The sequence below is a fragment of the Halorubrum laminariae genome (assembly GCF_024494655.1).
GTDB lineage: Archaea > Halobacteriota > Halobacteria > Halobacteriales > Haloferacaceae > Halorubrum > Halorubrum laminariae.
In genome coordinates, this window is sequence record NZ_JANHDL010000002.1 from 371139 (window position 1) to 392226 (window position 21088).

The 21088-nt window shown below is 59.3% G+C and carries 19 protein-coding genes, 1 tRNA gene and 2 pseudogenes; 11 read left to right on the forward strand and 11 right to left on the reverse strand.

Annotation, left to right across the window (positions count from 1 at the left end; translation table 11 throughout):
- Nucleotides 1-57 precede the first annotated feature (57 nt).
- Entirely contained in the window at nt 58-1194 is a 1137-nt protein-coding gene (locus NO887_RS04915) for a tRNA (guanine(26)-N(2))-dimethyltransferase (RefSeq protein WP_256417348.1), read from the reverse strand.
- 229 nt (nt 1195-1423) lie between these two features.
- On the opposite strand from NO887_RS04915, the gene NO887_RS04920 reads away from it, so the two are divergent.
- Nucleotides 1424-2368, forward strand: a complete 945-nt coding sequence (locus NO887_RS04920) for a hypothetical protein (protein WP_256417349.1) — start codon at nt 1424-1426, stop codon at nt 2366-2368.
- 71 nt (nt 2369-2439) lie between these two features.
- Here the strand turns inward: NO887_RS04920 and NO887_RS04925 are convergent, their stop codons facing one another.
- Nucleotides 2440-3411, reverse strand: coding sequence for a zinc-dependent metalloprotease (locus tag NO887_RS04925; RefSeq protein WP_256417350.1), 972 nt, complete (start codon nt 3409-3411; stop codon nt 2440-2442).
- Nucleotides 3412-3581: 170 nt separating this feature from the next.
- Between NO887_RS04925 and NO887_RS04930 the strand changes: the two genes are divergently transcribed.
- From NO887_RS04930 to NO887_RS04945, 4 genes are all read left to right on the forward strand, one after another.
- Nucleotides 3582-4646, forward strand: coding sequence for a zinc-binding metallopeptidase family protein (locus tag NO887_RS04930; RefSeq protein ID WP_256417351.1), 1065 nt, complete (start codon nt 3582-3584; stop codon nt 4644-4646).
- 115 nt (nt 4647-4761) lie between these two features.
- Nucleotides 4762-4836 (forward strand) — tRNA-Glu (locus NO887_RS04935).
- Between the two features lie 229 nt (nt 4837-5065).
- A complete protein-coding gene (locus NO887_RS04940; protein ID WP_256417352.1) occupies nt 5066-7651 on the forward strand; it encodes a PD-(D/E)XK nuclease family protein in 2586 nt (861 codons plus the stop codon).
- The gene (locus NO887_RS04945) at nt 7648-10491 is read left to right on the forward strand and encodes a UvrD-helicase domain-containing protein (protein WP_256417353.1); all 2844 of its coding nucleotides are present in this window, start codon (nt 7648-7650) and stop codon (nt 10489-10491) included. The genes NO887_RS04940 and NO887_RS04945 overlap by 4 nt, the downstream gene beginning before the upstream one ends.
- A 70-nt stretch (nt 10492-10561) precedes the next feature.
- On the opposite strand, the gene NO887_RS04950 is transcribed toward NO887_RS04945, so the two are convergent.
- From NO887_RS04950 to NO887_RS04970, 5 genes are read right to left on the reverse strand one after another with little or no spacing between them, the layout of a single operon-like run.
- Nucleotides 10562-11026 (reverse strand): PTS fructose transporter subunit IIB, encoded by a 465-nt coding sequence (locus NO887_RS04950; RefSeq protein ID WP_303652233.1) that lies wholly within the window; start codon nt 11024-11026, stop codon nt 10562-10564.
- On the reverse strand, nt 11023-12711 hold the full coding sequence (gene ptsP / locus NO887_RS04955) for a phosphoenolpyruvate--protein phosphotransferase (RefSeq protein WP_256417354.1): 1689 nt from the start codon (nt 12709-12711) through the stop codon (nt 11023-11025). Before ptsP ends, NO887_RS04950 begins: the two co-directional genes overlap by 4 nt.
- A 2-nt stretch (nt 12712-12713) precedes the next feature.
- Nucleotides 12714-12974 (reverse strand): HPr family phosphocarrier protein, encoded by a 261-nt coding sequence (locus tag NO887_RS04960; RefSeq protein WP_256417573.1) that lies wholly within the window; start codon nt 12972-12974, stop codon nt 12714-12716.
- Nucleotides 12974-13441 (reverse strand): PTS sugar transporter subunit IIA, encoded by a 468-nt coding sequence (locus NO887_RS04965; protein WP_256417355.1) that lies wholly within the window; start codon nt 13439-13441, stop codon nt 12974-12976. The genes NO887_RS04960 and NO887_RS04965 overlap by 1 nt, the downstream gene beginning before the upstream one ends.
- Nucleotides 13442-13496: 55 nt before the next feature.
- Nucleotides 13497-14651 carry a PTS fructose transporter subunit IIC gene (locus NO887_RS04970; RefSeq protein ID WP_256417356.1) on the reverse strand — a complete coding sequence of 385 codons (1155 nt, stop codon included), beginning with the start codon at nt 14649-14651 and terminating at the stop codon, nt 13497-13499.
- A 357-nt stretch (nt 14652-15008) separates the two neighbouring features.
- Here NO887_RS04970 and glpR point away from each other — a divergent pair, with 357 nt between their 5' ends.
- The gene (gene glpR, locus NO887_RS04975; RefSeq protein WP_256417574.1) at nt 15009-15770 is read left to right on the forward strand and encodes an HTH-type transcriptional regulator GlpR; all 762 of its coding nucleotides are present in this window, start codon (nt 15009-15011) and stop codon (nt 15768-15770) included.
- A complete protein-coding gene (pfkB, locus tag NO887_RS04980) occupies nt 15767-16690 on the forward strand; it encodes a 1-phosphofructokinase (protein WP_256417357.1) in 924 nt (307 codons plus the stop codon). Before glpR ends, pfkB begins: the two co-directional genes overlap by 4 nt.
- Before the next feature lie 50 nt (nt 16691-16740).
- On the opposite strand, the gene NO887_RS04985 is transcribed toward pfkB, so the two are convergent.
- Nucleotides 16741-17649 (reverse strand): class 1 fructose-bisphosphatase, encoded by a 909-nt coding sequence (locus tag NO887_RS04985; protein ID WP_256417358.1) that lies wholly within the window; start codon nt 17647-17649, stop codon nt 16741-16743.
- Between the two features lie 235 nt (nt 17650-17884).
- On the opposite strand from NO887_RS04985, the pseudogene NO887_RS18630 reads away from it, so the two are divergent.
- Nucleotides 17885-17998 (forward strand): annotated as a pseudogene (locus NO887_RS18630) (IS6 family transposase); the annotation flags it as partial.
- Nucleotides 17999-18283: 285 nt separating this feature from the next.
- On the opposite strand, the pseudogene NO887_RS18570 reads toward NO887_RS18630, so the two are convergent.
- Nucleotides 18284-18502: pseudogene (locus tag NO887_RS18570) on the reverse strand (RNA-guided endonuclease TnpB family protein); the annotation flags it as partial.
- Nucleotides 18503-18687: 185 nt separating this feature from the next.
- Entirely contained in the window at nt 18688-18777 is a 90-nt protein-coding gene (locus NO887_RS18635) for a hypothetical protein (RefSeq protein WP_379811647.1), read from the reverse strand.
- Nucleotides 18778-18787: 10 nt separating this feature from the next.
- Here NO887_RS18635 and NO887_RS04990 point away from each other — a divergent pair, with 10 nt between their 5' ends.
- The 3 genes from NO887_RS04990 to NO887_RS18640 all read left to right on the forward strand — a co-directional run bounded on the left by NO887_RS04990 (nt 18788) and on the right by NO887_RS18640 (nt 20421).
- Nucleotides 18788-19135 (forward strand): hypothetical protein, encoded by a 348-nt coding sequence (locus tag NO887_RS04990; protein ID WP_256417359.1) that lies wholly within the window; start codon nt 18788-18790, stop codon nt 19133-19135.
- Nucleotides 19135-20067 (forward strand): tyrosine-type recombinase/integrase, encoded by a 933-nt coding sequence (locus NO887_RS04995; RefSeq protein ID WP_256417360.1) that lies wholly within the window; start codon nt 19135-19137, stop codon nt 20065-20067. The genes NO887_RS04990 and NO887_RS04995 overlap by 1 nt, the downstream gene beginning before the upstream one ends.
- A gap of 153 nt (nt 20068-20220) precedes the next feature.
- On the forward strand, nt 20221-20421 hold the full coding sequence (locus tag NO887_RS18640) for a DUF7534 family protein (RefSeq protein ID WP_425601546.1): 201 nt from the start codon (nt 20221-20223) through the stop codon (nt 20419-20421).
- A 126-nt stretch (nt 20422-20547) separates the two neighbouring features.
- On the opposite strand, the gene NO887_RS05000 is transcribed toward NO887_RS18640, so the two are convergent.
- Nucleotides 20548-21018: a hypothetical protein gene (locus NO887_RS05000; RefSeq protein ID WP_256417361.1), complete on the reverse strand. Its 471-nt coding sequence runs from the start codon at nt 21016-21018 to the stop codon at nt 20548-20550.
- Nucleotides 21019-21088 lie beyond the last annotated feature (70 nt).

Sequence of the window (21088 nt, forward strand, 5' to 3'; positions counted from 1 at the left end):
ACGCCGGCGACGCGCGTCCTCGACGAGACTGCCGCCCGGGCGGGCGGCGACGTGGTATCAGACGTCTGTGCCCTCGCTACCGAGCACCGCCTCGCGCATCGCCGGGATCGACGCCGTGCTCTTGACCGCAGTACCGCGGTAGTGGGCGCGGCTCGCCTCGTAGCCGGCCGCCCGCAGGCGCTCGACGAACTCGTCCATGCCGATCGCGGGCTCGCCCCACTGCTTGTACAGCCGGTGCTGGTCGTAGTGTGTGGGGGTGTCGATCTCGATCGCGACCGTGTCGAGCAGCTTCCGCGCGCGCTTCGCCTCGCCCATGTCGTCTGTGACGCGGTCGCGGACCGCGCTCGCGAAGTTGGGGTCGGCGACGGGACCGAGCCAGATCGGGCCGGCCGTGAGCACGCGATCGCTCTCACAGACCGGACACGACTCGACGGGGTCGGCTATCAGCCCGGGGGTCGGTTCGCGCCAGAGGCAGTCCTCGCAGCCGTCGACGTAGCCGAGTTCGTCGATGCAGGCGTCGGCGGCCTGCGCGCCGGACTCCAGTTCGAGGTACGTCCGCGCGTAGTGACGCGAGACGTGCGAGCAGATCGGCCGGGCCGCCTTGTCGTAGCGCGCGGCGGTCCGGACGAGCGCCGATATCAGGGTCCGAAGACCCATCTCGGGATGATAGTCGGTGTTGCGGGGGACGGCACCGTACTTGCGGATCCCGCTCTGCAGGTGCGCGCCACAGAGCGGAGCGGTGTCGGTGGCCGTGACGCAGATCAGGTTCCGCCCGTTCGCGAACGCGGCGTCGGCGAAGGGGATCGGGGTCCCGTACGGGTCGAGATCGACGATGTCGAACGGCCCCTCATCGTACAGGAGGGCGTTCACGTCTCGCTTGACAGCCGCTCCATCGAGGCCGTTGTCGGCGAGGTTCTCGGCCGCGAGGTCGACGGCGTCGGGGTCGATGTCGGCGCACGTCACGTCGTATCCCTCCGCGGCGGCGCGGACGCCCCGGACGCCGGAGGCCGCCATGGCGTCGAGGTACGACGCCGCGCGGGGCTCGCGGTCGCGGTACGCGCGCAGCACCGCGACGGTGACGTCGCGGTTCAGCTCCTGTGTTGGGTTGAAGAAGACGCCGCCGCCGGTTCCCTCGCTCGCCCCGTCGCGTGCTTCCGGTACGGAGACGGTGACGCCGCCCTCCTCGATGTCCATGCTCCGCGTTCGCCCATCCGGCACAAAAGGATCGCGCTCCGCGAGCGACGGGGAGACCGACGAGAACGGGGCACCAATCGCGGCGTCGCGGCAGAAGCACGGTGACTTTAGCCCGTCAGCGCGGATACACGGATATGTTCGTGACCACACCGAAGCGGCGAGTGGAGACCGAAGGGTTCTGGCAGCCGGGAGCGGCGGGCCGGATTTTCGGTACGGAGGGGATGTGACGATGGCGAGTCCCGCCCGCGTCGACGCGCTCACAGACATCGCGTACGGCGCGCTGATCGTGTTGTCCATCGCGCTCATCGCGACGTTCGAGCCGAACAACATCGGCGTCGCGTTCGGTATCGGCGTGTTCGCGTCCTACGTTGTCCACGTCGTCTGGAAGATGGCCCGGTTCGATCCCGACTGGATGACCCGCGAGGTCGCAGACCAAGTCGGCAAGGAAGTCGAGAAAACCGTCGGGGACACCGTCGACAAGGAAGTGGCCGGTAAAGTCGAGGAGACCGTCGGCGAGACGGTCGAGAAGACGGTGGAGAAAACTGTCGACGAAAAGGTAGGCGAGACGATGGAGAAGACTGTCGGTGAGACGGTCGAGAAGACTGTCGACGAAAAGGTAGGCGAGACAGTGGAGAAGACCGTCGGAGAGAAGGTCGAGGAAACGGTGGAGAAAACCGTCGGCGAATCGGTGGAGAAAACCGTCGGCGAATCGGTGGAGAAAACCGTCGAAGAAACCGTCGGCGAATCGGTGGAGAAAACCGTCGAAGAAACCGTCGGCGAGAAGGTTGAGGAAACGGTGGAGAAAACCGTCGGCGAATCGGTGGAGAAAACTGTCGAAGAAACCGTCGGCGAGAAGGTCGAGGAAACGATGGAGAAGACCGTCGGCGAATCGGTGGAAAAGACCGTCGAGGAAACTGTCGGGGACAAAGTCGAGGAGACCGTCGAGGAAACTGTCGACGAAAAGGTCGAAGAGACCGTCGAGGAAACGGTCGATGAAAAGGTGGAGGAAACGGTGGAGAAAACGGTCGTCGAAAAGGTCGAAGAGACCGTCCAGAACGCCGATGTAGACGATGAGGAGTCCGGTGAAGAGAACGGCGACGAGGCTGACGAAGACGACGAGGCTGACGAAGACGACGAGGCCGACGACGAAGCGACGGACGACCGAAAACAGTAGGGCGACCGTAGCGTCCGCAGCGCTGTTCGGCCTCTCAGGCGAACATTTTGCGTTTCAGCGAAGGACAGTTGTCACGGATCGACGCGCGTGATCCACGCCGCCGGGTTTTCGATCTCGTCGTCTGTCGGGAGGAAGTCCGGACTGTCCCAGACGACGCTTGCAGCCTCGATACCGCGGGCGTCGGCGACGTGAGAGAAGAAGGCCGCACCGCGCTCGTACTGCCGACGTTTGAGTCCGAGACCGAGCAGTCGGCGCGCGAGCCGCTGTACCGGGCCGCCACCCCCGCGGCGGGCGTCGAGCTTCCGGCGCAGGTCGGCGTACTCGCCGTCGAACGCGCGGTCCATGAGCAGTTCCGCGTACCCCTCGACCGCCGTCATCGCGGTCTGCAGCTCCGCGAACGCGGCGGGGTCGAACCCGCCGGATGAGAGCCCATCGACGCCCCGCTCGACGCGGGATTCGAGGTATTCGGGGAGCCACGGTGCCGCGCCGAACTCCGCCGCGTGTGTTACCTCGTGGAAGGCGATCCACCGCCTGAACCGGGGCGTCTCGACATCGAGCATCGACGCGACCCGGACGATGTTTGGGTGAACGAAGTACAGCCCGTGGTCGGCGTCGGGCTCGTCGGCGAGCAACAGCGGGTCGTACTGGCCGAGCACGTTTCGCGCGAGGAACCCGAGCGCGAACGCCATCGATCCGGTGTTGGCGATTCGAGAGAGGTCACGAACCGGACTCCACGGCACGCCGCTCGCGGTCGCCTCGATCGGGGCCATCACCCGACGGAAGGTGCCGGCACTCGCGTCGATCCAGTGGTGTCGGTTCTGTACCTCGATCGACGCCGGCACGTCGAAGTCGATCCCCGCCACCTCGCGGAGCCGCGCGTTCGCGTCGCGGACGTCGGTCGCGTATCCTTCGCGCTCCGCGCTCGTGAGCGCGATCGACCCGGGATCGGTGCTCTCCTTCGCGGCCGCGGCGGCCCGATCCCAGTCGACGACGCCCGAACCGGCGGCCTCGGAGACGACTCGGGCGCTTCGGAGGAAGTCCATACGGACTGGAGGCAGAGCCGCCTCAAATCCCTTGTGCCGCTTTCGTCGACGAGCGGGGAGTGCGGGTGGCGGCGGCGACCGTCGTGGCGAGTACGGATACCGGAGACAGTCATTGTGCCGTCAGGCGTCGGATCCGGCGGTTTCTTACTCGTGCCGCGACTGTCGTACCCATGAACGAACCACAGCGAGCGTTCCTCGACGACCTGCTCGCGACAGCCAGCCCGTCCGGCTTCGAGACGGCGAGCCAGCGCGTCTGGACGGAGTACGTCCGCGAGTTCGCGGACGACGTGTCGACGGACGCCTACGGTAACGCGGTTGCCGTCCACGAGGGAGAACCCGACGCGCCGACAATCGCATTCACTGGCCACGCCGACGAGATCGGGTTCATCGTCCGAGACATCCTCGACGACGGCTACCTCCGGATCGGCCGGATCGGCGGGTCCGACCGCACCGTCTCGAAGGGGCAACACGTCACTGTCCACGCCGACGAGCCCGTCAACGGCGTGATCGGGCAGACCGCGATTCACCTCCGGGACACCGGCGACGACGAGTACGAGGACATCGCGGGGCAGTTCGTCGACATCGGCGCGACGGACGCCGACGAGGCCCGCAACTACGTCGAGATCGGCGACCCGGTTACGTTCTCGACCGCTGCGGCAGAGTTGGTCGGTGACCGGATCGCCGCGCGCGGGATTGACAACCGGACCGGGACGTGGGCGGCCGCCGAGGGGCTCCGGCGCGCCGTCGACGCCGACGCGGAGCCGACCGTCTACGCCGTGTCCACGGTGCAAGAGGAGGTGGGACTCCAAGGCGCTCGGATGGTCGGCGTCGATCTCGACGACGTCGACGCGTTCGTCACAGTCGACGTGACCCACGCCACCGACAACCCCGATGTCGACAGAGAGCACCGGGGACCGATCGAACTGGGAGCCGGGCCGGTCGTGAGTCGAGGGAGCGCGAACCACCCCGCGCTCGTCGACCTCGCTACGACCGCCGCGGCCGATGCCGACGTCGAGGTGCAGCTGCAGGCCGCGGGCACGCGGACCGGCACCGACGCGGACGCGTTCTACACCGCTCGCGGGGGCGTCCCGTCTCTCACCGTCTCGATCCCCAACCGCTACATGCACACGCCCGTCGAAGTGATCGACACCGGCGACCTCGCTGCGGTCGCCGACCTCCTCGCTGCGGTCGCCGAGGGCGCGTCCGACGCGATGCCGCTCGCCGTCGACGTGTGATCAGGTGCCGGCAGGTAACGTCTCGCCGTCCCACGGTAAACCGGGACACGGAAGCGGTGAAACGGAACTGTTTTACAATCACCATTCGTACCGACAGGTACGTCAGAAGACGTGCGCTCTGGTGGTGTAGTCCGGCCAATCATATTGCCCTCTCACGGCAATGACCTGGGTTCGAATCCCAGCCGGAGCATCCTTTCCTCTCGCAGTTTTGGGGTTTAGCTAAAAGTAGACGCTACGCCCCTTCCTCAGCGAGCACCGACTGAGGGGAAGGCGCGAGCAGGGGGGATACAGCGTTCACGAGAGTGAACTCCCGTGCGCGGACGAGACGCGAGCGTCTCGTCCGCGCACGGTTCCTATATACGATTCGGAGTTGTAGTATTCTAACGAAGATTTAACCGACACCGCAGACTTCTCAGAGTGTGCCAGTCCCCCGCGCAAAATCGCCACGCCGACTCTACGATGAGGTCAAAACGTACGATCGGGTGATCACTCCGGATGGCCCGCTCGCAAGTGCGCTCAATCGCCATCTCGATCGTCCACATCTCGGCCCGTTCGCTATCCCACCACGCCGACTTGCAGTCGGTCAACGCCAGAAGTCCGAGGACCGTCTCGCCTTCCTCGGCATGCTTGACCACGAGGACATCCCGTGGAAGCGTTGCGCATACGCGATTGGGAACATCCTCCAGTGTTGGGAACACCGAGGGTCACACGACGCCATCTTCGAGTACGACGGCTACGTCGACGACGCCACCGAACGCGCCGTGGATCGAATCGGGGAACTCGAGACAGCTTCGATGAAACTCACAAACGAGACCATCGATCCGGAGCTCGACGTGGTCGTCGTCGAACCGGCGATGCTCACCCAACTCGAACGAGCATATCTACCCACCGAGTACGACACAGTCGATCTCTTCACTGACAGAGAGTTCGAACTCCCGCCGTTCCGCATTCACAACTCGCCGACGGAGATCGTAGAGACCGTCGTCGATTCCGTCGACGACGAGAACGCTGATTCCGTCGGGATTGTTCTTGACCAAGAAAGCGAGTACTCACCGCTTATCGAGTCCGCGCTCGAAGCGGCCGACATTCCGTTTTTCGGCGGGCCGGGGTTCACCGATCGTAGCGAACATCGGCTGTTCCTCCATCTTCTCCGGACCGCCCACCGTGGGAGTGATACCCGAATAAGCGAGATCCGGTCGCTGTTGACAGTCTTCGATTGCGACGTTGACGACGCTGACACAGACAAGCGACTGTACGAGCTTGACAATGGAGACCTCGCGTGGCTGATCGACTTCTGTCATGATGTCGAAGAGTACACCTTCTCTGACGCCCTCTCTGTGTTTGAACGCCACACCGACGACACGCTTGACGACTTCCGCGAGGAGCTTGCGACGCTCGACATCGCCGACGAATACATCACGGAAGCGCGTCTCGACGAGTTATCGTTTTATCTTCAGACCTACGAGGTGCCGGTCGATCGAGAGAACGAGGGCGTCCTGCTCGCCGACGCGAAGTCGGCGGCGTACGTGGGTCGTGAGGTCGTCTTCTACTTGGGGCTCGACGACCGCTGGACCCACTCGGCACCACGTCGGCCATGGGTCGATCAGGACGCCCAGTTCACGCGGAACCTCAAGAGCTTCCAGCTGCTGTTACAGAGCGGCAGCCAGCAACACTATCTCGTCCAAGACGCGACCGGTGGATCGCCCGTCACGCCATGCCTGTACTTCGAAGAACTCCTCGAGGCAGAGTACGACCGATTCTCCGATCTGCCTTCGACAACTCACCAGATCCAAACCGCAGCACGAGCTGGTGGCGGATTCGAGAACGAACCCGTTGACGTGTCCCCAGAGCCGGTCAAGACGATCAGCAAGTCAAGTCTCAATACCTACGTGAACTCACCGCGGGACTACTACTTCAGTCGGATCGTCGACGGTCCGGAGAAGGCGTATCTCACCGAGGGAAACCTGCTCCACGACTTCGCGGAGTTCTACGTCAACCATCCGGACGCGGTTGATAAGGAGACACTGACGGAGGTCGTCGACCTCATGCTCGAGGAAGTCCGTCCGCTGGTTCGCTCCGTCGATGAACGGACCCGGCGCACTGAGTATCGTGCGAGCCTCGAAACGATCGTCTCATATCTTGATGCGAACCAGCCGACCGAGGGCACGTTTCTGACGCCGTCCAGTGGGGATGACAATGCCGTCGCCGCTCACTTCGGTCGGGATGTCGACTCCCCCGTGACTGAACGCCGGTTTACTGATGAAGAACTGGGCATCAACGGAATGATCGACCTCGTTCAGTCGCAGCGAGACCTGCTCGACTACAAGAGCGGCAGCGAGAGCAGCGCCACCTCGATCGTCAAACACGCCGCGATCGACGAGCCGACAGACGAGCCTGACTTTCAGGCGTTGCTTTATCTCACCTATTGGCGATCACAGCGTCCGGGTGAACACCTCTCGTTCACGTTCTTCTACGTGACTGAACTCGTCGACGACGTAATCGCTGGCGACACCAATGTCGACGATGCGCTGACGACTGTATCGTATTACCCGGAACCACTCACCGCGCACGTGCAACGTGAGGAGTTCTTCGCGTATCTCCGTGAGGAGGGGGCACAGAAGTGCCAGAAGATCCTCTCGAAGATCGACTATCAGACGTACGCCGCGCTCTTCGATGCCGCGCCGCTCGTCGAGACGACCGACAGCGACGAACTCATCGAATCGGAGTTCGGAGAGACAATGATTGACCGGCTCGAAGCCGAGATTGGCGAGTACAAGTATGTGACGACGGGGAGCAAGCAGGTGATGCGAGCAATCGTCGACCGACAGAAGGGTGCGTTCTTCAAAACCGATCTCGATGCGTTCGAATCGTTTGTCGACGAGCGACTGGCGGAACTCAATCGACGCCGCACTGGCGACGAGGCGTTCCCCATCGAGGGGCTCGCCGGCGAGCCGAACTACCGACGGGTTGACAATCGGGATCTCCTCTTGGAGGGTGAACAATGAGCGGCGTCGACCCGAACCCGGAGCAACGCGAGCTCATCGAGGCCATTGACGGCCTCTATCTCGTCGATGCGGGTGCTGGAACCGGGAAGACGTTCACCGTTACCCGGCGGTACGCCAATATCGTGGCCCAAGACGGCGTCGATCCCGAAGACGTGCTGTTGGTGACCTTTACGAACAACGCGGCCGAGGAGATGCGGGAACGGATTGTGCGTCACAGTGAGTACGGGATGCGGGAGCTCGCGAACGCGCCGATCCAGACGTTCCACTCGCTGTCACACGACCTGCTCGACGAATACGGACACGACGCACCGACGTCCCTCGGGATTGATGAGACGATCACCGGATCGACACGGATTATCGAGGACAACATCATCGAACAGGCGCTGTTTCGTGAGTTCCTCGGCCAGTTCATCGATAATCACCCGAGGTTCGAAGAGTTCTTCACGGCACTATCGGAGACATCGGAACTGCTCGATCTGATCAAGGAACTGTCCGCAAAGGGTGTGTTCCCCACTGCGGATGGCTGGTACCGGGACGGCGAGTCACACCTCGACGGGGACTTCGAGGCATTCGAGACGCTGTTCACCGACCGGAACGAATCACGGAACGGCGGGAGCAAGCAATCGAAGCTTCGAAAGAAGCTCTATCAGTATGGTGAAGACAAGACGTACCTCCCGGAAGCGCCTACAAAATGGGACATCCGCGGCGATGGCAAGCAAGTCCCGACGGACCTCGCTGAACGCGTCTTTGAGGAGGACAGAACGGCACTCAAGCGGTTCGTCCACGACGTGTACCACGCCTATCTCGAGTTCGCGCTTCGGCGGAACTACCTGAACTTCGGGTTCCTCCAGCTCTTCGCGTTCGTCCTCCTGTGCGAGGATCACGCCCTCCGGGAGCGTCTGGAATACGAGTACGTGATGGTCGACGAGTTCCAAGACTCCAGTGAGATCCAGTTTAAACTCACGTTGCTGCTCGCCGGCACGAACAACATCTGCGTGGTCGGCGACTGGAAACAGAGCATCTATAGTTTCCAGTACGCAGATGTCGACAACATCCGCGAATTCGACGATCGGATCGGACAATTTACCGCGGAGCTGAATCAGGACACAGATCGAGTCACGTTCCCGACGACGCCGGTGAACGACAAGCAATTGACGCGGAATTATCGGTCGACGCAGTCCATCTTGGACTTCTCTACCCACGCGCTGACTGCCCGTGCGACAAAGAACGAATCGCTGGATGCGGAGGCTATCTCCGAGCAGATTACACCACTGACCGCCGATACAGACCGAGACGATAGCTACATCGAGGCGCTCACGAGTGAGGACGAACACGAGGCCATTCTCGCGAAGATCGATGCGATCGTCGACAACGACGCCTACGCCGTCGAAGGCGACGACGGCACGTATCGCGCTCCGGAGTACGGCGACATCGCCGTGTTGACGCGAACCCGTGATTTCGGGCGGGATCTGCTCGATACGGCGAGTGATTTCGGTCTGCCAATGGCCTACGAGGGCGGGATCGAGGTCTTCCGGACCGACGCCGCGAAGTTGGTGTTAGGGTGGTTGCGTATCCTCGAACGCGACGCCGAACGCGGGTGGGTGCTCGTCCTCGAAGAGGCGGGCTACACGATCGACGAGGTGAAGGCGATCATCGAGCGCGAGGCGTACCCCGACGAGATGGTCGCCTTCCGAGAGGATCTACGGGATCTGGAGACGTTCGGCGGCGTCGCTCGGCGCGTGTTCGAACAGTACGGCCGTTCCGGCCCCACCGCAGACGTCGTTCTCGACACTATCCAGTCGGTTCACGGGACGACGACGTTCACCCGTGGAGAGCTGATCCGATTCATCGAGGAGGCGATTGCTGATGGGGGTACACACGACGTCGACGCCGGGGCTGGGACGAATGCGGTGACTGTCCAGACGATCCACGCAACGAAGGGGCTCGAATATCCGATCGTCATTCTCGCGAATATGAACGCCAACAAGTTCCCGTCTTCCGGCGGAAACGGGAGCGATATCGCGTACACCGACCCAATTGGTCTCCGGCAGCGGAAGGTGTACTCGGTAGAGGCACACGGCGTCCCGCACGTCTACGACAGCTGGAAGACAGACGTTCTCAATCGCTGCCTCCCCCAGAACTACGAGGAGGAACGCCGTCTTCTCTATGTGGCTGTCACGCGCGCTGAAAGCCATCTCGTCTTGACCGGTGGCGCTGACCCGAATTCGTTCCTCGATGCACTCCCCGTTGCTGTCGAAGATGTCGATCCCGATCTGTCTGCGTTCAATCCGGAAGACGACGAGCATTCGACGTACACGGTCGACATTCCCGAGCCCGATGGACCGACGAGTTACTCACCGCACACCTTCATCGATGACGCCGTCTTCGAAGGGAATACCGGTGGACGGGGAATGGAGTTCGGGTCAGACGTCCACGAGTTTGCGGAACGGTATGTTCTCGGTGAGGCAGTTGAACCCAATAATCCTGACAAGGAGCATGTGAAGGCGTTACTCGACTCACTCGATGGTGAGACGAGAGCCGAGATCGATGCGTTCCTCCCGCTTACCGTCGACGGCGAGGAGGTAACGATCGGCGGCATCATCGACCTGCTTCACGTGACGGCAGATCGTGTCGAAATCATCGACTACAAAACCGATCTCACAACGCACGCAGAAGACGAATACCGGAAACAGCTCAGTATCTACTACCACGTCGTCGCCGACCAATATCCCGATCGGTCAATCACTGCGTCTATTTTCTACACCGATGATAGCACTCGTTACAATATTGACCCGCTCGATAAAGGGGCTCTTCGAGAGCTAGTACTACAGAGCGTTTAGCTCCGTTTATCGCAATTGAACTCCCCAAAATGGCGCTTCCGGTTCATTTCGAATCGATCTCTTAACTCGATCAGGAGAACAGCTTCTTGAGCCGGGCGACAAGACCACTGTCCGATGACCGATCTACGGACTGCGATCCGGCATCAGATGTCGACTCGTCCACGTCGTCGGACGGCGTAGCCGCCGCGGTGTCCGCCTCGCTTTCGTCTGTCGCGGCAGCCTCGTCTTCGGCCTCGGCGCGTTCGATAGCCTCGTCGATCATGCCGTCAGCGTCGTTGACGCCGTCTTTGACCGAGCCCTTAACGACGACCTTCCCGTTGAAGCGGTCGGTCTGAACGGAGGTGTCGGCGGCGATAATCACCGCGTCGGCCTCGACGATCGCGTCGGCCGGGATCTCGTTTTCGGTTCCCATCGCGCCTTGGACTTCCACGTGAATATCGTGGCCCCGTTCTTCCGCCGTGGTCTCCAGATTCTCGGCGGCCATCTGGCTGTGTGCGATGCCGGTTGGACAGGCGGTGACTGCTACGAATTTCATGATTCTTGGTTAAGTATACGACGTACGTCCCCTTTAGTGCTTGCCGCGAGCGCCCGGTCGGCAACCCCGCGGGCGTCGGCAGTGTCGATCTCTGCAACGCGAGCCTTGACATCGGGAATCGTCACGGCGCTCATACTCAGTTCGTCGAGGCCGAGGCCAAGGAGTAGCTCGGTCAGTTCGGGATCGCCAGCCATCTCCCCGCACATCCCGATCCAAGCATCCTCGTCGTGGGCGGCCTGGATAGCCCTGTCGATCGCCCGGAGTACGGACGGATAGCGCGGGTCGTGGAGGTGGGATACGGCGTCGTTTTCGCGTGCAGCGGCCATCACATACTGGGTGAGGTCGTTCGTCCCAATACTGAGGAAGTCGACGCGTGCGGCAAACTCGTCGGCCATCAGCGCGGCCGCAGGAGTTTCAACCATGACACCGAGTTCGGGCAGGGCATACGTGACCCCCTCTTCGTCCAGATCGGTTGCGACTTCGTCGACCCGTTCGAGCGCGGTAGCGAGCTCCTCGACGGTCGCGACGAGCGGGAACATTACTGATAGCGTGCCCGCTCCCTCGGCGGCGGCCCGGAGCAGCGCGCGTAGCTGTGTCTCGAACAGGTCGCCGTCGTCTCCCAGCGATCGCCGGATACCGCGGTTTCCAAGGAACGGATTCTCCTCTTCGGAGAGATCGAGGTACGGGACGGGCTTATCGCCGCCGATGTCGAGCGTCCGGACGACGACACGTCCCTCTGGGAACGCGTCGAGTGCCTCGACGTACGTTTCGACCTGCACCTCCTCGTCCGGCGGCGACTCGCGGTCGAGGAAGAGGAACTCTGTCCGGTAGAGGCCGACGCCGTCGGCTCCCTGCGCGTCAGCACCCTCCAGTTCGGCGGAGGTGCCGAGGTTGGCGGCCACCTCGACCTCGCGACCGTCAACGGTCTCGACGCGTTCTTCCCTGACATCAACATCACGCGTGGCAGATACTCGCTCGCGTGTCTCCCCGTCGGGTTCAACGATCACGGCGTCGTTCTCGGCGTCGACGGCGACCTCGGTGCCGTCTTTGATCTGTGTGAGTGCGTCGCCGACGCCGACGACCGCCGGGATGCCAAGCGATCGCGCGAAGATCGCAGCATGGGAGGTTCGCCCGCCGGTCATCGTCGCGAATCCGGCGCAGACATCGGGATCGAGTTGGGCCGTATCGCTGGGCGTGAGTCGCTCGGCCAGTAGCACGGTTCCCTCGGGGAGCTCGGCAAGATCGATCCGATCGCTGCCCGAGAGAATCCTGAGGAGCCGATCTCGGATGTCGCGCATGTCGTCTGCGCGCTCGGCCATCGCCCCTTCCATCCCCTCAAACTGCTCGATGGCGGCGTCGAACGACCGGGCGACGCCGGTTTCGGCCGCAGCGCCGTCATCGATCGCATCCTGAACGCCGTCGGTGATCTGCGGATCGTCGAGAAACTGCAGGTGGGCGTCGAACACGGCAGCCTCCTCCTCGCCGACGCGCTCAGCAGTGCGCTCGCGCTCGGCCTTGAGTTCTTCGCGTGCGGTTGCACGCGCCTCATCGAACCGCTCTCGCTCCGTCGCGGGGGCGGCGACTTCGACATCTTCGGGATCCGGGTGGTCGTTGGGACGGTACCAGCGTACCGTGCCGAGTCCCGACAGCGGTGTGACGCCGACGCCGTCCAAGGTCTGGCACATCCTCACTCCTCCGGCGTGGTGAGCACGTCTTCGAGCGCCTCGATCGCGGCTTCCTCGTCGGGGCCGTCGGCGATGAGCACGACGGTCTCCCCGGATTTGGCTCCGAGCCCGGTCACCGCGAGCATGCTCGCAGCGTTGACCGGTTCGTCGCCGTTCGCGGCGACGGTGATCTCGCTTTCGTACTCGTTTGCCGTCTCGACGAACTTCGAGGCCGGGCGAGCGTGCAGGCCGTCTTCTGGGACAATCGTGACGGTGCGTTCGATCATTCTTCGACCGCCTCCAGCACGATGTCCCGAACCCGCTCTTTCGAGTCGGCCTCGTGGAGATTCTCGCGAGTTTCCTCGTGCATCAGCGAGCGGGACAGCGAGCTGAGCATCTGAAGGTGCTCCTCGCCGCCCTCTTCGGGGACCAGCAGCATGAATATCAGCGTCGCCGGCTCGTCGTCCATGGCGTCGAAGTCGATCCCGTCGGAGACGCGGGTAAAGGCGATCGTCGGCGATCGGACCGCCGCGCTCTTGGCGTGGGGGATGCCGATCCCCATGCCGACGCCGGTCGTCGCCTCCTCTTCGCGTTCGAGCAAGTCGTCGAGTGCCTGCTCGCGATCGGCGACGCGATCTGCCTCAACCGCGAGATCGAGCAGGAATTCGATGACGCCGCGCTTGTCGGCGGGCGCACCATCGAGGGCGATCAGGTCTGTCGTCAGTGGGGTGTGTTCCGAGTCGGAGTTCATATTGGTATCGTGCGTTTGACGTGGTAAATAGTATCTTGGTGAGCGGACGAGTCGATTAGGCCGTCGCGCCGGCCTCCGGTTCGTCTGTGGCTGCCTCCTCGTGGTCAGGCTTGAGCAGCGCCACGGCACCGGCGGTCACGAGCGTACCCAGCGCGATACTACCGAGGAATCCGAGGATGTTGTCGGCAACGAATATCACGAAGATACCGCCGTGGGGCGCGGGCATTCCGACGCCTAGGCCCATCGCGGTGCCGGCGGCGACCGCGCTCCCGACCATGATACTCGGGATTACGCGAAGCGGATCGGCAGCGGCGTAGGGGATCGCACCCTCAGTGATGAACGACAGCCCCATCGGAACGGCGGCGACGGCGTTTTCCTTCATTTCGGGCGCGAACTTGTGTGGCACGACGAAATTTGCCAGCGCCAGCCCCAGTGGCGGCGTCATGCCGCCGATCATCACGGCGGCCATCGGCCCGAAGATGCCGTCGGCGACCAGCACGGTCCCGAAGACGTACGCGACCTTGTTGACGGGGCCGCCCATGTCGAAGGCCATCATGGCACCGAGGATCAACCCGAGGATGACGGCGTTCGATCCCTGTAAGCCTTCGAGTGTGGTCGTCAACCACGAGTCGACGAGGGCGATCGGAACGCCGAGCACGAGGATCACGACCGGTGCGAGCAGCGCGGTCGTCAACACCGGGATCACGAGGATCGGCATCATCGGCTTGATCGACGAAGGGACCGACCAGTCCTTCATCCACTGTGCGACGTAGCCGGCGAGTAGTCCGGCGGCGATCGCTCCGAGGAAACCGGCGACGGCACCCTCGGAAGCGATACCGACCGTTGAGCCGGCCGCATCGATGATGGCGGCCTGCTGGATCGCGTACGAGAGGATGAACCCCGGCGCGAGCCCCGGTTTGTCAGCGATCGCGTACGCGATGTAGGCACCGAGTATCGGCACCATAATCGTGAGGCCCAGCCCGCCGATCTGTGCGAAGTACCACGCCAGTGTTCCCTCAACGAACGCATCAGCCGTCTCGATGTTACTGGCGACGAGCCCGAAGCGTGATTCGACCAAGAACGCCATCGCGGTGAAGATCCCGCCGATCGTGACGAACGGGATCATGAACGAGACCCCCGTCATGAGATCCTCTTTCACTGACGTGACGTGTGACCGCAAGCCGTTTTCTGCCTTGTCTTTGATTACCATTGTCTCTCTGAAACCTATTACATCCACATATGCAAAAGTATTTTCGAATATGATTGTTTTCTACTGTTCTCTCGCGATTGGAGCATAACATCGATCATGAAGGGGAAAAACAAGTGTCAATAGGGATATTTGAGCCGCTTTTGGGCGTCAGTTAACTATATTCGATATCTATGACATCCTCTTGTGACATGCTGTGCAAATCCAATCATTTTAGAGAGTACTCTCGTATAGTACCTCGAAAATTGCCGCGATAAACGTCAATAGCGGTATCAACTATATATTCCAGTCATATTCACGCAAAAACTGTGATAAACAGTTATAGCAGTGGCACCTAATATGTCGAACGAACGGAGACCCATGCTACCGGAAGTACGCCAGCGAAAGATCGTCGAACTCGTCTCCGAACAGGACGGCTGTTCGGTCGAGACACTCGCCGAGGAGATGGACTGTTCGAAGGCGACGATCCGCCGGGATCTCAACAAGCTGGCGGACCGCCAACTGATCGAGCGCTCCCACGGCGGCGCTGTCCCAGCGACCTCGGTCGGCAAAGAGCAGACCTACCCCCAAAAGGAGGTCCAGAACCTAGATGCCAAGGTCGCGATCGCTAAACGGGCGGTCGAGGAGGTCCACGACAACCAAGTTGTGTTCTTCGATGCCGGTTCGACAACAATGCAGGTTGCGAAGCAATTGCCTGCGAACGACACGGTACTGGCGGTCACGAACTCGCCGTTACAGGCTATGGAGCTTGATGATGATGGGACTGAGGTCAAACTCACCGGCGGCTCGTTGCGTAGCCCGACCCGGGCACTCGTAGGGCCGAGCTCCGAGCGGTTCATGGAGCGTATGAGCTTCGATGTACTGTTCTTGGGGACTAACGCTATCGACGCCGAGGACGGGTTGATGACACCCAACGAAGATGAGGCTCGACTCAAGGAACTGATGATCGAGAAATCTCATCGAGTCGTGTTAGTCGCAGACAGTTCGAAGTTCGGTGAGCAGAGCTTTATCAGCTTCGCAGACGTTTCGGATGTCGACGTGTTCGTTACCGACGCCGCCGTCCCGACCGTCCTCGCCGAACAATTGGAGGCCGACGACGTCACCGTTGTGGAGGTACAATGATCGTCACCGTGACGTTCAACCCGGCGGTTGATCACACCATTCAAGTTGACGCAATGCCGGATTCAGGTACTGTCGTGCGCACCGACGAGGCACAGTTTGACGCCGGAGGCAAGGGGATCAACGTTTCACAGTATCTAACCGGATTAGGTGCTGACACTGTCGCGACGGGACTTGTCGGTGACTTCCTCGGTGAATACATCCGGTCCGAGCTAGAAGACGAGGGAATTCCAGCCGATCTTGTTGAGATCGACGGGAAGACTCGGCTCAACACGACCATCCTCTCGGACGATGACGAATTCAAGATCAACCACGATGGGCCAAGTGTCGATTCTGCCGTTGTCAGCGACACGATTGACGCCATCGGGCGCTACGATCCCGAGATGGTGCTGGTTGCTGGAAGCCTTCCCCCTGGACTAGACACGGACGCCATCGACCGGATCGCCAACGCTGGCGAGTGGAACGCCGTCGTTGATGTCGGCGGTGCGACGCTGCAGGCCCTCGACACCGAATACGCCCTGTGTAAGCCCAACCGTGAGGAACTCGCCGTCGCCACCGACCGATCAGTCGAGACCGTCAAGAGCTGTCTGTCCGCCGCGGATGTGCTTCGTGAACAGGGATTCGAACGGGTTGTCGCCTCGCTAGGTGCCGATGGCGCTCTCCTCGCGAGCTCGGACGCACTAGTCCACGCCGCAGCGCTAGACGTTGAGGTAGCCGATACAGTCGGAGCCGGCGACGCGATGCTGGCCGGTGTCCTCTCGGAACTCGTCGTGGGCGGTGACGATCGAGCAGCTTTATGCCGCGGCGTCGCCGTCGCCTCGCGGATCGTCGCCAATACCGGGACGACAGTTCCCTCGTTCGCAGAGCTGGATGACTCCGTGGGTCGCGTCGAACTCACCGACTACGCCGCGCTGCGCGAGTGATCGGAGCCAATCTTTCCGGCGCGCCGTCTACTTCCTTGGAGCCCAGCCGATCACGTGCCGATCCGCTCTTCTAGCTTTTCGATCATTGTGGGCGAGCCGAAAAACGTCGGGATCCGCTGGTGGAGTCCCTCGGGCTCGACATTGAGAATGCGCTCGTGGCCGGTCGAGGCCGCACCTCCGGCCGATTCCACAACGTAGGCGACTGGATTTGATTCGTACTGCAGTCGGAGCACCCCGTCGGGACGTGACTGCTGGACGGGATAGCCGACAATGCCCCCCTTCGCTAGCAGATGCTGGACATCGGCGACCATCGCACCGGTGTATCGGAGCTTCGTTCGGTGATACAGATCGTCAGCGAACGCGGTAATGGGATCGAACCACTCGTCGGGACCGCCAGCGAACCCCCAGATGGGGTTCTCACCAGTTAGTATGATAGGGGATGAATCTATGATCTCCCCGTCTGCAATCACGTATTCCGTCACCTCACCGTCTACCGCGACGGTCAGCGTCGTTGTCGGACCGAACACCAGAATCATTCCTGCGATCACATCTCCACCGGTAGTCGGTAGCTCGCCATCGTACACCGCTAGAATCGTCCCGACAGTCGTGTTCGACACCAGATTCGAGGAGCCGTCGAGCGGATCGGTCGCGAGACTGAGCCCCCCACCGACATCGACGACTGTCTCACGTTCCTCGCTGGCGAACGAACCGATGCCATCGATCGGCGTCAACGCGTCGTAGAGCAGTTCGTCGAGTTTCCTATCGGCGAGTGACTGCTCGTCGCCACTGGGATTCCGGCCGCCTTTTGCGCCGCGATGATCGGCCAGCACCGCCCGCAATTCTGGCGCGATCTCAACCACTGCGTCGAAGACCTCGTCGACGATGTCGCTCATTTCACGCTCATTGGCCTGACTTCGGATAGCTGTCTGTTCATGCTCGAAATTCCGTGGGGTGTTCACTAACCAGTTGCGGACGTGATTATTTGTGTCTTGATTCCGCGGTAATGCGAATCTTTCAGCACGATCGATCAGATCTGCCTAGAAAGTGGCCGCGACTATTGACATCCTCTCCGCGCTGAAGGGCGAAGATTCCCGCGGCTCCGGGGCCGCTGAGCTGGGATATTGTGGTTTGTAGCTATCGGGCATGGAGAACTACTGGCTGTGCCAACCGGCGGTGTTCAGATAAGGTTTGAATCGTGAGATAAAACGTCGAACTACCTGTTTCTCAAACTGTTTCAGCAACGCCGAAGCAGAAACTGCTGACGAGTGGCTGAGATCGTTCACTTTTGCATGGAATCAGCTTATCTGAACACTACCGTGCCAATCAGCCGGTACTCCTATCCCGACATGGGATTCAGAGGTACTTTTGACTGCACCCTCGATCATACCACAGTAAGAGTTCTTTCTGCGTATCGTGAGGGAATCCCGGTATTGTCCGATTACGTGGGCGGATAGCCCGCCTCGGATACCCGATTATACGGTGTGTTTGTATGTAAAATATCCGTTCAATACGCCGAACGTGGTTTGTGTAGGCAGTGTCGGATTCATCCCCGCGCTAAAGCGCAGGCTTTCTCCTTGAATCTCCGTAGGACCGTGAGTAGACTTTGTTGAGATCTGGCCGCCAGTTTTTCAACGCGGGGAGGGTATCGCGCACGCTCCAGACGCGTCGCCGGAGCGTCCCCGCGTCTTCGGGGATTTTGTTGAATTCGCGGGGGGCGTGGTTGTACAGTTGTCACACGGTGTCTCGTTTCCAGTCCATCGCGCCGCGTTGCCCTTCAGTTGGAAAGAGTCGGTAGCGGGGACTGTACGTCATGCGACGTAGCTACGTCTGCAATTTATTGGTAGTTGAGAATTCTGATTAAAAGTGTTTGTAACTCGTACGGGCGCTGTATCCCCACCCTACTCGCTCGGCTTCGCATCGCTCCTTGAGGACGGGGGCTTAGCCCTCCCTTTCAGCAAAACCACGAATATGCCGAATATGACAGCCACTGGTAGATCTTAGTTGTATCCCCGCCAGCGATGGCCGCACTCTTTGCATTTAAAAAATGGAGTTGCTATATACAGAACATATAATACACGCCTTATCATTCATCTTAGCATGGGAGACGACGATAAAACCATGGTTGGTACTCAGATCTCGGATGAGAGGCACAAGCGGTGGAAACAAGCTCTTCAAGAATCAACTGAATTTACCTCAATAGCACAGGCAATCCGTGTTGGAGTAGAACAGGTCTTGTTTGAGGCTGAGTCAAATGGCGAACAGCCGATAGACGATGAGCGGATACTCAGTCGGTTAGATGAGTTAGAAAATGAGATGATAAAAACACGTGCTGAAATCATTGAGACAAGCGAGAAGACGCCAACCATAGAAGAAATATCTGAAGAAGTGGTGTACAGACTCGCAGACGTATCTCATCAGAAAAAGCAAGAAGAAGGGAGATACTAATGTCTGACTTAGATACAGAGGAGTTCAACCAATTCATATTAGCGAGAAAGGGTCGGAAAGCAAAATCAACACTCCAAAATTACAAATCAGCTCTAAGAATCTTTGAAGACTATTGCCTAGAATACGATGTGGATCCCCGTGAAATTAGTGGACGCGAGATGGACACCTTTTTTGGATATTTACAATCGAACGTGAGCGAAATTACCGCAGCACAGTACCTTGGAAACATATCCCAATTTTATGAATGGTTCTACATGGATAGTGAATCTGAGAATCCAGTCTCAAAACTCCCACAAGAATTTGACTCGAAGTCAACCGAGCATAAAAAACCAACCTTAGATATAGAACAAATCAAAGACCTCGTTGACTCCGCGGAGACTGTTCGCGCAAAGGCTCTCTTGTCGTTAATGGCTAGCACTGGACTGAGGCTAGCTGAAGCCTGTCAATCTGAGTTATCTTGTCTAGACCTCGAAGAGAGAGAGTTGGAGGTTGAAACGGTTAAAACCGACTTCGGAGATAGATTTGTATATTTCGATAGAAAAACACGAAGACTGCTTGACAAGTATATAAACGACGGATACAGAGCTAAGTACCATCTTCCAGATTCAGACTACATATTTATAGCGTCTAATACGAATCAATACGGAACAGACGCCCACATATCCACTGATGTTGGCAGGAGACTATTCATGAAGGCACTCGAAAATAGCTCGATCGACATCGAATACGAAGAGTATTCAGACGGACGAAAACGTTCCATATACACTACACATATACTCAGACGCACTTTTTGTCAAAATTGGATAGACAAAAATGGAGACATAATGAGTCTAAGGAACATTGTCGGCTGGATGAATCTTGAAACAGCTAAGCATTACGTGGATGATACAGCCAGTATCGACAAAAGAGATCGGTATGGAGTTACTCTCTAAGTCTCAATTCTATAAGTCTCCATCTGGCTCTGTTGAAACCCTCAACAACTGATATATTTTGACCCAGTTGTGGTCATATAGGCCATTTAATTCCCATTACTCCGGTGTGGTAAAAGACGCAAAACACATATCTCGTGGTAGTGGCTCATCATTATGGACTATACAAGGCTTAGTGAATTTCTACTCACAATACTTGTATCGAATATGATTGCGTTCATGATTGGGGCAATAGTATCTCCACCCGACCCGTTCACACAATTTTACTATTATTTACCATTAGTACCGGTTACGGTGGTTGTTTCGTATCTCCTTGTCTACAGAGGCGGGTTCGATTACATCAAAGATAGAATCTAGTGTCGGTCAGTACGCAGCTCTCATCGACCGGCTGTTTCAGCCCAATTTGTGTCTGAAGAAGATGATTTCAACAGAGCCCTCCATCTTTATTGAAATCAGTTCTCCTTTTTTGGCACTCAACGGCGCTTAACCAGACTTCCAAAAATCAGACGGTGTGGCTTCTACCACTACTAGGCAGATAAAAATGAGAATAAGCGCCAATATACTCGTTTCCTGGTATGGTAAGAAGATCCCTCCCAAGAACGCTCCGAGAAAGGCGAGTGCGCCCACCCAACCACTTCCATCTACCATCTTGACGACTCCGAATAGCAGTTCTAAAACCGTACCGATCTGAACAATCCGAGACACCACATCCACATATTCTGAGTTGAAGAGCGTGGATAGTGGAACCAATTGGGCAGCTATTGTGGTCATGGGCGCGAGGCCAATTCCAATTACGATGCCATTTGCCACTGCTACTGATGTCAGCACCCGCTTTTGTACGTCTGGAGTATTAATTGTCACCGCCTTCTCAAAAACTACAACTAAAAGATACGCCGCAATACCGCTGATCACCCAGTCTTGAAAGACTTGAGTCGATTCAACTTCTGCGGCCATGAGGGATAGTTCCCGTTGAATTTACTTTTTGTCATCGATTCTGTCTACCAATGGCAACTTGCTGATTACA

Bases quoted from the DNA above. Each gene is read 5' to 3' on its own strand.
- glpR (WP_256417574.1), top strand. From the start codon at position 15,009: ATGCTACCGGAAGTACGCCAGCGAAAGATCGTCGAACTCGTCTCCGAA.
- NO887_RS04920 (WP_256417349.1), top strand. From the start codon at position 1,424: ATGGCGAGTCCCGCCCGCGTCGACGCGCTCACAGACATCGCGTACGGC.
- NO887_RS04965 (WP_256417355.1), bottom strand. From the start codon at position 13,441: ATGAACTCCGACTCGGAACACACCCCACTGACGACAGACCTGATCGCC.
- NO887_RS04925 (WP_256417350.1), bottom strand. From the start codon at position 3,411: ATGGACTTCCTCCGAAGCGCCCGAGTCGTCTCCGAGGCCGCCGGTTCG.
- NO887_RS04990 (WP_256417359.1), top strand. From the start codon at position 18,788: ATGGGAGACGACGATAAAACCATGGTTGGTACTCAGATCTCGGATGAG.
- ptsP (WP_256417354.1), bottom strand. From the start codon at position 12,711: ATGTGCCAGACCTTGGACGGCGTCGGCGTCACACCGCTGTCGGGACTC.
- NO887_RS04945 (WP_256417353.1), top strand. From the start codon at position 7,648: ATGAGCGGCGTCGACCCGAACCCGGAGCAACGCGAGCTCATCGAGGCC.
- NO887_RS04950 (WP_303652233.1), bottom strand. From the start codon at position 11,026: ATGAAATTCGTAGCAGTCACCGCCTGTCCAACCGGCATCGCACACAGC.
- pfkB (WP_256417357.1), top strand. From the start codon at position 15,767: ATGATCGTCACCGTGACGTTCAACCCGGCGGTTGATCACACCATTCAA.
- NO887_RS04970 (WP_256417356.1), bottom strand. From the start codon at position 14,651: ATGGTAATCAAAGACAAGGCAGAAAACGGCTTGCGGTCACACGTCACG.
- NO887_RS04930 (WP_256417351.1), top strand. From the start codon at position 3,582: ATGAACGAACCACAGCGAGCGTTCCTCGACGACCTGCTCGCGACAGCC.
- NO887_RS04915 (WP_256417348.1), bottom strand. From the start codon at position 1,194: ATGGACATCGAGGAGGGCGGCGTCACCGTCTCCGTACCGGAAGCACGC.
- NO887_RS05000 (WP_256417361.1), bottom strand. From the start codon at position 21,018: ATGGCCGCAGAAGTTGAATCGACTCAAGTCTTTCAAGACTGGGTGATC.
- NO887_RS18640 (WP_425601546.1), top strand. From the start codon at position 20,221: ATGGACTATACAAGGCTTAGTGAATTTCTACTCACAATACTTGTATCG.
- NO887_RS18635 (WP_379811647.1), bottom strand. From the start codon at position 18,777: ATGATAAGGCGTGTATTATATGTTCTGTATATAGCAACTCCATTTTTT.
- NO887_RS04995 (WP_256417360.1), top strand. From the start codon at position 19,135: ATGTCTGACTTAGATACAGAGGAGTTCAACCAATTCATATTAGCGAGA.